This is a genomic window from Streptomyces albiflavescens, from assembly GCF_014645835.1.
Taxonomy (GTDB): domain Bacteria; phylum Actinomycetota; class Actinomycetes; order Streptomycetales; family Streptomycetaceae; genus Streptomyces; species Streptomyces albiflavescens.
In genome coordinates this window covers 17,531-29,726 of sequence record NZ_BMMM01000007.1, presented here as the reverse complement: position 1 = coordinate 29,726, position 12,196 = coordinate 17,531, and the positions used below count along the sequence as shown (strand labels likewise).

Below are 12,196 nucleotides of genomic sequence, written 5' to 3'. Positions count from 1 at the left end.
GATCCTCCGTGGTCAGGACGGGGTCACGTCAGGTCGCGCGGCGTGCCCCGCAGGCGCGTCCCCGGCGGAGGCCGCGGCATCTTCCGGGACGTCCTCCGAGACGGATTCCGCGAAGCCGTCCTCACGCGGCGGAGCGATCATCGGACGGGTGGGGGCGGCGATGAACGTCGAGGGGAGCGAAGGCGCGTTCTCACGGCCCGCGTTGGCGATCACCACGGCGATGTAGGGGAGAACCAGCCCGAGCACCAGCGCGACGATGGCGACATGCCGCTCGACGTTCCACAGTGTGGCGGCGAGGATCACGGCGACCGTGCGGACGGACATCGAGATGACATAACGGCGCTGCCTGCCCCGTACGTCCTCGTCGAGCCCCTGCCTGGCCCCCGTGATCCGGAAGACCTGGACGTTGCTGTGCTTCCGCATCACGTTCCACCACCCGCTTGTGTCGGACGCTCCCCGGTCCGTACCCGGTCCGAACCCGGTCAAGGAAGCGGGTCCGAACAGGTTCCACGTTACGCCGCGGCTGCGTCGCATTCGAGACCGGGTCATGTCCTGACCGGCCGGACATGATGCGTCGTACCGCGTATGGCTCCGCCCGACATGCGCCGTATGGCGCACAGGCCGAGACTTGCCGTACTGCTCGCGCAGAGCCGTACTAGGAGGCAGACATGGGCTGGTTGTGGGCGATCATCGTCGGGTTCGTGCTGGGCCTGATCGCCAAGGCGATTATCCCGGGAAAGCAGCACAGCCCGCTCTGGCTGACCACCATCTTCGGCATCCTCGGCGCGATCGTCGGCAACGCGATCGCCCGTGCGGTCGGCGTGGGCGCCACCCGCGGCGTCGACTGGACGCGGCATCTGTTCCAGCTTGTGGCCGCGATCATCATCGTGTTCCTGGGCGACATGCTCTACATGGCGATCCGGGGCAAGAAGGTGCAGGCCTGACGGCACGACCGGAAGGTTCCGCGCTGCGACCGGCAGACGTGGCGGTATGACTCAGGGGGCGGGCCGTGACGGCGCCGCCCCCTGCACACATGCTCGGGATCAGCCGCCCGTGACCTCCACCGCGGCCAGGTTCTTCTTGCCCCGGCGCAGCACCAGCCAGCGCCCGTGCAGCAGGTCCTCCTTGGCGGGAGTCGCGTCCTCGGCGGCGACCTTCACGTTGTTCACGTACGCCCCGCCCTCCTTGACCGTGCGGCGCGCGGCGGACTTGCTCGCCACCAGGCCGACCTCCGCGAAGAGGTCCACGACAGGGCCGAGCTCGGCGGCCTGGATGTGCGGCACCTCGGAGAGGGCCGCGGCCAGCGTCCTCTCGTCGAGCTCGGCCAGCTCGCCCTGGCCGAAGAGGGCCCTGGACGCGGCGATCACGGCGGCCGTCTGGTCGGCGCCGTGCACCAGCGTCGTCAGTTCCTCGGCGAGCGCGCGCTGCGCGGCGCGGGCCTGGGGGCGCTCCTCGGTCTGCTTCTCCAGCTCTTCGAGTTCCTCGCGGGACTTGAAGGACAGGATCCGCATGTACGTCGAGACGTCCCGGTCGTCCACGTTCAGCCAGAACTGGTAGAACGCGTACGGCGTCGTCATCTCGGGGTCGAGCCAGATGGCGCCGCCCTCGGTCTTGCCGAACTTGGTGCCGTCCGCCTTGGTCATCAGCGGCGTCGCCAGTGCGTGCACATTGGCGTGCGGCTCCAGGCGATGGATCAGATCGAGGCCCGCGGTGAGGTTGCCCCACTGGTCGCTGCCGCCCTGCTGCAACGTGCAGCCGTAGCGCCGGTACAGCTCCAGGAAGTCCATGCCCTGCAGCAGCTGGTAGCTGAACTCCGTGTAGCTGATGCCTTCCTCGGACTCCAGGCGCCGGGCCACGGAGTCCTTCGTCAGCATCTTGTTGACGCGGAAGTGCTTGCCGATGTCCCGCAGGAACTCGATGGCCGACAGACCGGCCGTCCAGTCGAGGTTGTTCACCATGACCGCGGCGTTCTCGCCCTCGAAGGACAGGAACGGCTCGATCTGAGAGCGCAGCCGGGTCACCCAGTTCGCGACCGTCTCCGGATCGTTCAGCGTGCGCTCCGCCGTCGGGCGCGGGTCACCGATCTGGCCCGTCGCGCCGCCGACCAGGGCGAGCGGGCGCAGGCCCGCCTGCTGAAGACGGCGCATGGTCAGGACCTGCACCAGGTGGCCGACGTGCAGGCTGGCCGCGGTCGGGTCGAAGCCGCAATAGAACGTGACGGGACCGTCCGCGAGCGCCTTGCGCAAAGCATCTTCGTCAGTGGACAGGGCGAACAGGCCCCGCCACTTCAGCTCGTCGACGATATCCGTCACGGTTCTCGTATCTCCTTCGGTGGTCTCGTAATCAGGTACGAGGTTATACGCCCTGACTGACAGAGCTCATATTGAAGTCCGGCACCCGCAGGGCCGGCATCGCGGCCCTGGTGAACCAGTCGCTCCACTCCCGCGGCAGCGTCTTTTCCGTCCGCCCCGCCTCCGTGGCCCGCCCCAGCAGGTCCACCGGCGACTCGTTGAACCGGAAGTTGTTCACCTCGCCGACGACCTGGCCGTTCTCGACGAGGTAGACGCCGTCCCGGGTCAGCCCGGTCAGCAGCAGCGTCGCCGGGTCGACCTCGCGGATGTACCAGAGGCAGGTCAGCAGGAGACCGCGCTCGGTGGCGGCGACCATCTCCTCCAGGGAACGATCCGCGCCGCCGTCCAGGACGAGGTTGCCGATCGACGGCGTCACCGGAAGCCCGGTCAGGCCCGCGCTGTGCCGGGTGCTCGACAGGTGCTTCAGCTCGCCCTCGCGGATCCAGTCGGTGGCCGTGAGCGGCAGTCCGTTGTCGAACACGGACGCGTCGTCGCCCGAGGAGTGCGCGAGGACGAAGGGGGCGGTCTCCAGGCCCGGCTCGTTCGGGTCGCTGCGCAGCGTCAGCGGCAGTTCGGTGAGCTTCTCGCCGACACGGGTGCCGCCTCCGGGCTTGCTGAAGACGGTTCGGCCCTCCGCCGCGTCCCGGGCCGTCGCCGACCACATCTGGTAGATCAGCAGGTCCGCGACGGCGGTCGGCGGCAGCAGCGTCTCGTAGCGCCCCGCGGGCAGGTCGATGCGCCGCTCGGCCCAGCCGAGCCGTACGGCCAGCTCCGCGTCCAGCGCCGCCGGGTCGACGTCCTTGAAGTCCCGCGTGGACCGCCCGGCCCACGCCGACCGCGTACGGTCCGGCGACTTGGCGTTGAGCTCCAGCGTGCCCTTGGGCTGGTCGTGCCGCAGGCGCAGCCCCGTCGACGTACCGAGATAGCTGGAGACGAGTTCGTGGTTGGCGAACCCGTAGAGCTCGCGGCCGCCCGCACCCGCGCGTGCGAACGATTCGCCGAGCGCCGGCGCGAAGTCCGCGAAGACGGCGGACGAGGTCTCGGCGGGCGCGTCCGTGAAGTCGGGGGATTCCGGCACGCCGGTGACCAGCGGCTGGGCGTCCTCGGCGGGACCGGCGCCGCGCGCGGCGGCTTCGGCGGCCCGCACCAGCGGCTCCAGCTCGTCGGCGGTCACCGCCGAGCGCGAGACGACCCCGGACGCCGTGCCCTCGCGGCCGTCGACGGTGGCGATCACGGTCAGTGTGCGCCCGCGCGTGACCCCGTTCGTGGTCAGCGCGTTGCCGGCCCAGCGCAGGTTGGCGGTCGACTCCTCGTCGGCGATCACCACGCAGCCGTCGGCGCGGGAGAGTTCGAGGGCGCGCTCGACGACCTCGTGCGGCTTGTTCGTACGGGCGCTCATCGACCGGCCTCCTGGGTCGTGTTGAGGATGTTGACACCCTTGAAGAGGGCGGACGGGCAGCCGTGCGAGACCGCCGCGACCTGGCCCGGCTGGGCCTTGCCGCAGTTGAAGGCACCGCCCAGGACATACGTCTGCGGGCCGCCCAGCGCGGCCATCGAACCCCAGAAGTCGGTGGTCGTCGCCTGGTACGCGACATCGCGCAGCTGACCGGTGATCCGGCCGTTCTCGATCTTGAAGAAGCGCTGCCCGGTGAACTGGAAGTTGTAGCGCTGCATGTCGATGGACCAGGACCGGTCGCCGACGACATAGATGCCGCGGTCGACGCCCCCGATGAGGTCCTCCGTCGACATCCCGGCCGGATCCGGCTGCAGGGACACATTGGCCATGCGCTGCACGGGCACATGCCCGGGGGAGTCGGCGTATGCGCAGCCGTTGGACCGCTCGAAGCCGGTGAGCTTCGCGATGCGCCGGTCCAGCTGGTAGCCGACGAGCGTCCCGTCCTTGACGAGGTCCCAGGACTGCCCCGCCACACCCTCGTCGTCGTACCCGATGGTCGCGAGGCCGTGCTCGGCGGTCCGGTCACCGGTGACGTTCATCATCTCGGAGCCGTACTTCAGCTTGCCCAGCTGGTCGAAGGTGGCGAAGGAGGTCCCGGCGTACGCGGCCTCGTAGCCGAGCGCCCGGTCCAGCTCGGTGGCATGGCCGATGGACTCGTGGATGGTCAGCCACAGGTTGGAGGGGTCGACGACGAGGTCGTACACGCCCGCCTCGACGCTCGGCGCCCGCATCTTCTCGGCCAGCAGCTCAGGGATCTGCCCGAGCTCGGACTCCCAGTCCCAGCCGGTGCCCGTCAGGTACTCCCAGCCGCGCCCGACCGGCGGCGCGAGGGTCCGCATGGAGTCGAACTCGCCGCTGGACTCGTCGACGGAGACGGCGGTGAGCTGGGGGTGCAGCCGCACGCGCTGCTGAGTGGTCACGGTCCCGGCGGTGTCGGCGTAGAACTTGTTCTCGTGCACGGTCAGCAGCGAGGCGTCGACGTGATTGACGCCGTCGGCCGCCAGCAGCCGCGCGCTCCAGTCCGTGAGCAGCCCCGCCTTCTCCTCGTCCGGCACGGAGAAGGGATCGATGTCGTACGCGGAGACCCATGTCTTCTCGGCGTGCACCGGCTCGTCCGCGAGCTCCACGCGTTCGGCGGACCCGGCCGCCTTGATCACCTGGGCGGACAGCTTGGCCATCGCCACGGCCTGCGACGCCACCTTCGCCGCGGCGTCCATCGTCAGATCCACGCCCGACGCGAACCCCCAGGTCCCGCCGTGCACCACGCGCACCGCGTACCCCAGATCCGTGGTGTCCGACGACCCGGCGGGCTTGGCGTCCCGCAGCCGCCAGGCCGCGCTGCGCACCCGCTCGAAGCGGAAGTCCGCGTGTTCGGCGCCCAGCGCCCGCGCCCGCGCGAGCGCGGCGTCGGCCAGGGCGCGCAGCGGTAGCGCCGTGAAGGCTTCGTCGATGGAATGAGGCACCGAGGTCTCCCTGCTGTCGTGGCCTGTCGGTCCGATCATGTCGCGCGGGCGGGCCCGGCGGCCACGTCTTTCCCGGGCAGGCCGCAACTTTCGGTCGGTCGACCATGGCTTTCTGTAGGGATCCGACAGTGAGTCCCCGATCCCACTGTCGGTGCCCGATTCTCCACGAGGCGGACGGGACCGATAGGTTTTCGATGAAGGCGCCTGACTTGCAGGGTTCCATTCCGCTATTGAAAGGGTGATCCGTTGAGCCGCTCGGTTCTCGTCACCGGAGGCAACCGGGGCATCGGCCTCGCCATCGCCCGCGCGTTCGCCGATGCCGGCGACAAGGTCGCGATCACATACCGCTCCGGTGAGCCGCCGGCCGGCTTCCTCGCCGTCAAGTGCGACATCACCGACACCGAGCAGGTGGAGCAGGCCTACAAGGAGATCGAGGCCGAGCACGGCCCGGTCGAGGTCCTCGTCGCCAACGCCGGCGTCACCAAGGACCAACTGCTGATGCGCATGTCCGAGGAGGACTTCACCTCGGTCATCGACACCAACCTCACCGGCGCCTTCCGCGTCGTCAAGCGCGCCAACCGCGGCATGCTGCGCGCCAAGAAGGGCCGCGTCGTCCTCATCTCGTCGGTCGTCGGGCTGCTCGGCTCGGCGGGGCAGGCGAACTACGCGGCCTCCAAGGCCGCCCTGGTCGGTTTCGCGCGCTCACTCGCCCGAGAGCTCGGCTCGCGCAACATCACGTTCAACGTCGTCGCGCCCGGTTTCGTCGACACGGACATGACCCAGGCACTCACCGACGACCAGCGTGCGAACATCGTGTCGCAGGTGCCGCTGGGCCGGTACGCGCAGCCCGAGGAGATCGCCGCGACGGTGCGGTTCCTCGCCTCGGACGACGCCTCGTACATCACTGGAGCCGTCATCCCCGTTGACGGCGGACTGGGAATGGGTCACTGAACACCATGAGCGGAATTCTCGAGGGCAAGCGCGTCCTGATCACCGGTGTGCTGATGGAGTCCTCCATCGCCTTCCACACCGCCAAGCTGGCCCAGGAGCAGGGCGCCGAGATCATCCTGACCGCGTTCCCGCGGCCCACGCTGACCGAGCGCATCGCCAAGAAGCTCCCCAAGCCCACCAAGGTCATCGAGCTCGACGTCACCAACGACGAGCACCTCGCCCGCCTGGCCGACGTCGTCGGCGAGGAGCTGGGCGGCCTCGACGGCGTCGTCCACTCCATCGGCTTCGCGCCGCAGGACGCCCTCGGCGGCAACTTCCTGAACACGCCCTTCGAGTCGGTCGCCACGGCCATGCACGTCTCGGCGTTCTCCCTGAAGTCGCTGACCATGGCCTGCCTGCCGCTGATGCAGAACGGCGGCTCCGTCGTCGGCCTGACCTTCGACGCGCAGTACGCCTGGCCGCAGTACGACTGGATGGGCCCGGCCAAGGCCGCGCTGGAGGCCACCAACCGCTACCTCGCCCGCGACCTGGGCAAGCAGAACGTGCGCTCCAACCTCATCTCGGCGGGCCCGATCGGCTCGATGGCCGCGAAGTCCATCCCGGGCTTCAGCGAGCTTGCCGCGGTGTGGGACTCCCGCGCACCCCTGGAGTGGGACCTCAAGGACCCGGAGCCGGCCGGGCGCGGTGTCGTCGCCCTGCTGAGCGACTGGTTCCCGAAGACCACGGGCGAGATCATCCACGTGGACGGCGGTCTGCACGCCATCGGCGCCTGATTTCCTCCGCGAGGCCGACGCCCCGTTTCCCGCAGCGTGCGGGGACCGGGGCGTCCCCCATTTGGCCCATCCGGCCGGGCGGCCCGGGCGCCGCACCGCGCACGCTGGAAGTACGCACCGCCCCGCAGCCGTACGGCCGAGGAGGTCCCCTTGTGCGCCTGTCCCGCCGCTTCGCCCCGGTGTTCGCCGCTGTCGCTCTGGTGATGGCTCTGCCGTACGACGCTACGCCCCACGCGCGCGTGGAGGCCGGAAAACCCGCTGGCCCGCAGCTCTTCGGCGCCGAGTGCCGCACCAGCGTCACCGGCTCCCGCGTGGTCGCCTACTGCCACAACCCGTACCCGGAGACCGACCGGGTCAGCCTGCACATCGAGTGCGCCCGCTGGTGGGACCTCGACACCGACAGCACCCTCGTCGACACCGCGCCCGCCGCCACGGTGCGGCTCACCGGCCGGTGCTGGAAGGAGATCAGTTCGGTCTGGATCAGCCACCAGAGGTGAGGTCCGGGTCCTGCCCGCCGAGCCGTCCCGGACGGCACAGGAACGGATAGCCCGCGGCCTCCGTGGCGGCTGCCTGCGCGTCGCCCGCCCGGATCGCGTCGACCAGCCGGGCGTGGTCCATGTACGTCTCCGGCGTCAGCTTCTCGCCGACGTCCTCGCGCAGCCAGTCGCGCAGCACCTCGCCCAGGTCCGCGTACATCGCCGTCATGACGTCGTTGTGGGACGCGGCCACGACCGCCAGGTGGAACGTCGCGTCGGCGGTCACGAAGGCCTCCGCGTCGCCCGACTCCCACGCTTCCTCCCGGCGCGCGAGGAGCGCGTCCAGCTGCTTCAGATCGCGCTCGGTGCGCCGCTCGGCGGCCAGCTTCGCGGCGCTCGACTCCAACGTGGAGCGCAGCTCGGCGATGTGCCGCGGCTCGGCGTCCGCGAAGCGGCGGTGCATCACGCCCGCCAGCTCGCTGGTCGCCACGACGTAGGTGCCGGACCCCTGGCGGATGTCGAGCAGGCCGTTGTGGGCGAGGGCGCGGACGGCCTCGCGGACCGTGTTGCGGGCGACGCCGAGTTGCTCGACCAGCTCCGGTTCGGTGGGGATGCGGGAGCCCACCGGCCACTCGCCCGAGGCGATCTGGTTCCGCAGCTCGGCGATGACCTGCTCGGACAGTGCCGAACGGCGGGGGTGGCTCAACGGCATGGCGGTCCTTCGTACGGGCGGCCCGGGGTCGTCGGTCGCGCGGGGCCGGAGGCTCCGGACATTAACGCAAGGGGATTGGACAGCCAATCATCCCATGATTCTATGATGGGCGACATGACTGGCGAGGAGACCCGGACGATGACGTCCACACCGATACGCAGCTCCGCCGAGAGCGTGGAGTCCCCGCCGTCCTCCACGCGCGCGTGGAGGACGCGACTCGTGGTCGTCGGCATCGTCCTCACCGCGCTCAATCTCCGCCCGGCCATCACGAGCTTCGGTGCCCTCCTCGAAGAGGTGCGCGACGGGCTCGGCATGAGCGGCAGCGTCGCCGGAGTGCTCACCTCCGTACCACCGCTCTGCTTCGCCGTTTTCGGCGTCATGGCACCGCGGCTCGCCCGCCGCTTCGGGCCCGGCGCGGTCGTCTGCGCCGGCATGGTCGCCATCACGGCGGGCCTGGCGATCCGGCCGTACGCCGGGAACACGGCCCGCTTTCTGGCCGCCAGCGCCCTCGCACTCATGGGCATCGCCGTCAGCAACGTCCTGATGCCAGTGATCGTCAAGCGCTGGTTCCCGGACCGGGTCGGCTCCATGACCGGGCTGTACTCGATGGCCCTCGCGCTCGGCACCTCGGCCGCCGCCGCGGTGACCGTGCCCATGACCGACGCCCTGGGCGGCAGCTGGAAGTCCGGGCTCGCGGTGTGGGCGGGGCTCGCGGCGGCGGCCGTGGTGCCGTGGATTCTGCTCGTACGCGCGCGGGGTGCCGATTCCGAGGGCGGTGCCGCCGGTCTGCGTCCCGGTACCGGGACCGGTGCCGACGGCCGGAGTCCCGATACCGGTCCCGGCTCGCCCGCTCGACAGGAGCCCGACGGGCTGCGCATCACCCGCAGCCGAACCGCCTGGGCGCTGGCCGTCTTCTTCGGGCTCCAGGCCACCGCCGCGTACATCACCATGGGCTGGATGGCGCAGATCTTCCGCGACGCCGGAGTCGCGGCCGGGACCGCCGGACTGCTCCTCGCGGTCACGATGGTGATGGGCGTGCCGCTGGCCTTCGTCATTCCGCGCCTCGCCACGCGGCTGCCCCACCAGGGGCCGATCGTGGTCGCGCTCGGCGCCTGCGGACTCGCCGGATACGCGGGCCTCTACTTCGCCCCGGCGAGTGGCGCCTGGGCCTGGGCCCTGCTGCTCGGCGTCTCCAACTGCGCCTTCCCGCTGGCCCTCACCATGGTCGGCATGCGGGCCAGGACCGGCGCGGGCGTCGCCAAGCTCTCGGCGTTCGCCCAGAGCACCGGCTACCTCCTCTCGATCCCGGGCCCTCTGCTGGTAGGCGTGCTCTACCAGCAGAGCGGCGGCTGGGGCCTGCCGCTGGCGCTCATGGCCGGGCTGATGGTCCCGCAGATCGGGGTGGGCATTCTGGCGGGCCGCAACCGCACGGTGGAGGACGAGGCCGCACGCCGACCCCACCCCTGAGGGGGCGGACGAAGGGTGCGAGACTGGCGGTATGCCAGTGCTCGAACCGAATCCCCCCAACGGCCAGAAGAAGATGTTGCTCGTCTTCGGCACGTTCCTCGCCATCACCGTGATCATCGGCATCATCGCGACGATCGCCTCGCCCTGACGTGCCCGCCCACCACCGATGGTGGGGCTAACCCCCCATCCCCTAGGGGGTGAGTGTCAGGGTCAAGTGGGTGGATCACCGGATGGGTTGAGGGCCGCGGATTCCGTAACTTCGAGATTGTGACCGCGAGGACGCGGACCACGGAGCACTCGAAGCCACGGAGGCGTCATGTCGGCCCGTACGTACACCCGGCCTCACCCGGCGACCTCGGGCCGCGTCGACATCCGGCTGCCCTGGTGGGCCCTCGCCCTGCCGACGCTCGCCTTCGTCACCCTGCTGCTTCTGATACTCAACCCGGTGGACGCGCACGCCGCGGGCGGCGACGCGGCGATCACCCAGGTCTTCGAGCACGTCCAGCACACGGTGCTGCACCAGGCGCCCTGAGCGTCCCCCGTCGGGCCGTGCCGGACTGCCTCGTCACCCCTGCTGGGGGAGCGCGTCAACTCCCTGCGCCACATGGCCTGTTTCATGCGAAGCTGGGATGCATGAGCGTCGCAGAACCCCGCAGGATTGTTCTCTTCCGGCATGCGAAAGCCGACTGGCCACAGATGTCCGACCACGAGCGGCCCCTCGCCGACCGGGGCCGCATGGAAGCCGCCGTCGCCGGACGCAAGCTGGCCGACACCGGCATTCCCGTCGATCTGGCCCTCTGCTCCACCGCGACCCGGACCCGCGAGACCTGGAAGATCGCCGTCCATGAGCTCGCGCACCGGCCGAAAACGGTCTATGAGGAGCGGCTCTACGAAGCCTCGCCCGGCGAGCTGATCTCCGTGCTCAACGAAATCCCCGACGACGCGCAGAACGTGGTCCTGATCGGCCACAACCCGGGCGTGCACGGCCTCGCCGAGGTCCTGGCGGGCCGGGCCGAGGGCGACACCCGCACCCGGATGAACGACCACGGGTTTCCCGCGGCCGCCTTCGCCGTGCTCACCTTCGACGGCTCCTGGAAGTCCCTGGAGCCCGGAGTGGCCGACCTGATCGACTACTGGGCACCGACCGAGTAACCGACGTCCACGGGATGGGGCCCGGCACCATGACGGTGCCGGGCCCCATCCGTGCAGAGGGGCTCAGTGGTCGCCCAGGTGCATGTCCGCCGCCTCGACCTCTTCGCGGGTGACGCCCAGCAGATACAGCACCGTGTCCAGGAAGGGGAAGTTCACCGCGGTGTGCGCGGCCTGGCGCACGACCGGCTTGGCGTTGAAGGCGACGCCGAGACCGGCCGCGTTGAGCATGTCTAGGTCATTGGCGCCGTCGCCGATCGCCACGGTCTGGGCGAGCGGCACGCCGGCCTCCGCGGCGAAGCGGCGCAGCAGCCGCGCCTTGCCCGCCCGGTCCACGATCTCGCCGGTGACCCTGCCGGTCAGCTTGCCGTCGACGATCTCCAGCGTGTTGGCCTGCGCGAAGTCGAGCCCGAGCCGTTCCTTGAGGTCATCGGTGACCTGAGTGAACCCGCCCGAGACGACGCCGACTTGGAAGCCGAGCCGCTTCAGCGTACGGATCAGCGTGCGCGCCCCCGGCGTGAGCCGCACCTCCTCGCGCACCTTGTTCACCACCGAGCCGTCCAGCCCCTTCAGGAGGGCCACGCGCGCGTGCAGCGACTGCTCGAAGTCCAGCTCCCCGCGCATCGCGGCCGCCGTCACCTCGGCGACCTCGGCCTCGCAACCGGCGTGCGCGGCGAAGAGCTCGATCACCTCGTCCTGGATGAGCGTCGAGTCCACGTCCATCACCACGAGACGCTGGGCCCGCCGGTGCAGCCCCGCCGCGACCACCGCGATGTCGACACCGAGTGCCGAGGCCTCGGTCACCAACGCGGTGCGCAACGTCTCGGTCTCCGTGCCGGACACGGCGAACTCGACGGCCGTCACCGGGTACTTGGCCAGCCGGAAGATACGGTCGATATTGCCGCCGATCTTCGTGATCCGCGCGGCGATCGCCGCAGTCGACTCCGCGGTGAGCGGGTGCCCGAGCACGGTGACGAGCGAACGTCCGAGTCCGCGCGGCCGGTTGTCGCCCCTGCCGGAGATGATCTCCGCCTGCATCTTCATCGACTCCGCCCAGCTGTGGACGGTCGCCCGCAGATCACCCTCCAGCCCGGAGGGCGGCTCGGTCACGAGCGCGCACAGCACGATCCGGCCACGGGTGACGACCTGCTCGATGTCGACCACGTCGACGGAGTAGGCGGCGAGGGTGTCGAAGAGTCCGGCCGTGATGCCGGGCCGGTCCTTGCCGAAGATCTTGACGAGGAGAGTGGGGACGTCAGAGGTCTGCGAAGCGCTCATGGTGCCTCCCACCGTATCCGGCACCCAGTGCCCTCCGCCCGCGCGGTCCGCCCTGCGGACAGTGAACTCTGGGTGACACCGGCCGTCGCCGCCACCGTACGTCGGCGGGTGGCCCACCCG

At 70.3% G+C, this 12,196-nt stretch carries 14 protein-coding genes; 8 read left to right on the top strand and 6 right to left on the bottom strand.

Translation table 11 applies throughout. The annotated features are described in order from the left end of the window. Positions 1–12: 12 nt before the first annotated feature. Positions 13–423 (bottom strand): DUF3099 domain-containing protein, encoded by a 411-nt coding sequence (locus tag IEY95_RS19910; protein WP_189187414.1) that lies wholly within the window; start codon positions 421–423, stop codon positions 13–15. Between the two features lie 245 nt (positions 424–668). Between IEY95_RS19910 and IEY95_RS19905 the strand changes: the two genes are divergently transcribed. After that, positions 669–944, top strand: a complete 276-nt coding sequence (locus tag IEY95_RS19905) for a GlsB/YeaQ/YmgE family stress response membrane protein (RefSeq protein ID WP_189187413.1) — start codon at positions 669–671, stop codon at positions 942–944. 99 nt (positions 945–1,043) lie between these two features. Here the strand turns inward: IEY95_RS19905 and tyrS are convergent, their stop codons facing one another. The 3 genes from tyrS to IEY95_RS19890 are packed head-to-tail and all read right to left on the bottom strand — an operon-like array spanning position 1,044 to position 5,309. Beyond that, positions 1,044–2,312, bottom strand: a complete 1,269-nt coding sequence (gene tyrS, locus IEY95_RS19900) for a tyrosine--tRNA ligase (RefSeq protein ID WP_189187412.1) — start codon at positions 2,310–2,312, stop codon at positions 1,044–1,046. Positions 2,313–2,355: 43 nt separating this feature from the next. Then, positions 2,356–3,750 (bottom strand): metallopeptidase TldD-related protein, encoded by a 1,395-nt coding sequence (locus IEY95_RS19895; RefSeq protein ID WP_189187411.1) that lies wholly within the window; start codon positions 3,748–3,750, stop codon positions 2,356–2,358. Continuing rightward, positions 3,747–5,309 (bottom strand): TldD/PmbA family protein, encoded by a 1,563-nt coding sequence (locus tag IEY95_RS19890; RefSeq protein WP_373294495.1) that lies wholly within the window; start codon positions 5,307–5,309, stop codon positions 3,747–3,749. The genes IEY95_RS19895 and IEY95_RS19890 overlap by 4 nt, the downstream gene beginning before the upstream one ends. Before the next feature lie 207 nt (positions 5,310–5,516). Here IEY95_RS19890 and fabG point away from each other — a divergent pair, with 207 nt between their 5' ends. The 3 genes from fabG (at position 5,517) to IEY95_RS19875 (ending at position 7,491) form a co-directional block, all read left to right on the top strand. After that, positions 5,517–6,221 carry a 3-oxoacyl-[acyl-carrier-protein] reductase gene (gene fabG / locus IEY95_RS19885; protein ID WP_189187409.1) on the top strand — a complete coding sequence of 235 codons (705 nt, stop codon included), beginning with the start codon at positions 5,517–5,519 and terminating at the stop codon, positions 6,219–6,221. A 5-nt stretch (positions 6,222–6,226) separates the two neighbouring features. After that, positions 6,227–6,994, top strand: a complete 768-nt coding sequence (gene fabI / locus IEY95_RS19880) for an enoyl-ACP reductase FabI (protein WP_189187408.1) — start codon at positions 6,227–6,229, stop codon at positions 6,992–6,994. Between the two features lie 152 nt (positions 6,995–7,146). Continuing rightward, entirely contained in the window at positions 7,147–7,491 is a 345-nt protein-coding gene (locus tag IEY95_RS19875; protein ID WP_189187407.1) for a hypothetical protein, read from the top strand. Here the strand turns inward: IEY95_RS19875 and IEY95_RS19870 are convergent. After that, the gene (locus tag IEY95_RS19870) at positions 7,475–8,182 is read right to left on the bottom strand and encodes a FadR/GntR family transcriptional regulator (RefSeq protein ID WP_189187406.1); all 708 of its coding nucleotides are present in this window, start codon (positions 8,180–8,182) and stop codon (positions 7,475–7,477) included. The genes IEY95_RS19875 and IEY95_RS19870 overlap by 17 nt on opposite strands. Positions 8,183–8,284: 102 nt before the next feature. Here IEY95_RS19870 and IEY95_RS19865 point away from each other — a divergent pair, with 102 nt between their 5' ends. The 4 genes from IEY95_RS19865 (at position 8,285) to IEY95_RS19855 (ending at position 10,801) form a co-directional block, all read left to right on the top strand. Further along, positions 8,285–9,649 carry a CynX/NimT family MFS transporter gene (locus tag IEY95_RS19865; protein WP_189187405.1) on the top strand — a complete coding sequence of 455 codons (1,365 nt, stop codon included), beginning with the start codon at positions 8,285–8,287 and terminating at the stop codon, positions 9,647–9,649. A 31-nt stretch (positions 9,650–9,680) separates the two neighbouring features. Then, the gene (locus IEY95_RS50170) at positions 9,681–9,797 is read left to right on the top strand and encodes an SGM_5486 family transporter-associated protein (RefSeq protein ID WP_268240483.1); all 117 of its coding nucleotides are present in this window, start codon (positions 9,681–9,683) and stop codon (positions 9,795–9,797) included. A 168-nt stretch (positions 9,798–9,965) separates the two neighbouring features. Beyond that, positions 9,966–10,181: a hypothetical protein gene (locus IEY95_RS19860; RefSeq protein WP_189187404.1), complete on the top strand. Its 216-nt coding sequence runs from the start codon at positions 9,966–9,968 to the stop codon at positions 10,179–10,181. A 101-nt stretch (positions 10,182–10,282) separates the two neighbouring features. Continuing rightward, positions 10,283–10,801: a SixA phosphatase family protein gene (locus IEY95_RS19855; RefSeq protein WP_189187403.1), complete on the top strand. Its 519-nt coding sequence runs from the start codon at positions 10,283–10,285 to the stop codon at positions 10,799–10,801. Between the two features lie 63 nt (positions 10,802–10,864). Here IEY95_RS19855 and serB read toward each other — a convergent pair whose 3' ends face one another. Further along, a complete protein-coding gene (gene serB / locus IEY95_RS19850; RefSeq protein WP_189187402.1) occupies positions 10,865–12,076 on the bottom strand; it encodes a phosphoserine phosphatase SerB in 1,212 nt (403 codons plus the stop codon). Positions 12,077–12,196 lie beyond the last annotated feature (120 nt).

Excerpts from the sequence above, each read along its gene's own strand:
- IEY95_RS19855 (WP_189187403.1), top strand. The coding sequence starts at position 10,283 with ATGAGCGTCGCAGAACCCCGCAGGATTGTTCTCTTCCGGCATGCGAAA.
- fabI (WP_189187408.1), top strand. The coding sequence starts at position 6,227 with ATGAGCGGAATTCTCGAGGGCAAGCGCGTCCTGATCACCGGTGTGCTG.
- IEY95_RS50170 (WP_268240483.1), top strand. The coding sequence starts at position 9,681 with ATGCCAGTGCTCGAACCGAATCCCCCCAACGGCCAGAAGAAGATGTTG.
- IEY95_RS19865 (WP_189187405.1), top strand. The coding sequence starts at position 8,285 with ATGATGGGCGACATGACTGGCGAGGAGACCCGGACGATGACGTCCACA.
- IEY95_RS19905 (WP_189187413.1), top strand. The coding sequence starts at position 669 with ATGGGCTGGTTGTGGGCGATCATCGTCGGGTTCGTGCTGGGCCTGATC.
- IEY95_RS19890 (WP_373294495.1), bottom strand. The coding sequence starts at position 5,309 with ATGATCGGACCGACAGGCCACGACAGCAGGGAGACCTCGGTGCCTCAT.
- IEY95_RS19870 (WP_189187406.1), bottom strand. The coding sequence starts at position 8,182 with ATGCCGTTGAGCCACCCCCGCCGTTCGGCACTGTCCGAGCAGGTCATC.
- IEY95_RS19895 (WP_189187411.1), bottom strand. The coding sequence starts at position 3,750 with ATGAGCGCCCGTACGAACAAGCCGCACGAGGTCGTCGAGCGCGCCCTC.
- IEY95_RS19860 (WP_189187404.1), top strand. The coding sequence starts at position 9,966 with ATGTCGGCCCGTACGTACACCCGGCCTCACCCGGCGACCTCGGGCCGC.
- serB (WP_189187402.1), bottom strand. The coding sequence starts at position 12,076 with ATGAGCGCTTCGCAGACCTCTGACGTCCCCACTCTCCTCGTCAAGATC.
- IEY95_RS19910 (WP_189187414.1), bottom strand. The coding sequence starts at position 423 with ATGCGGAAGCACAGCAACGTCCAGGTCTTCCGGATCACGGGGGCCAGG.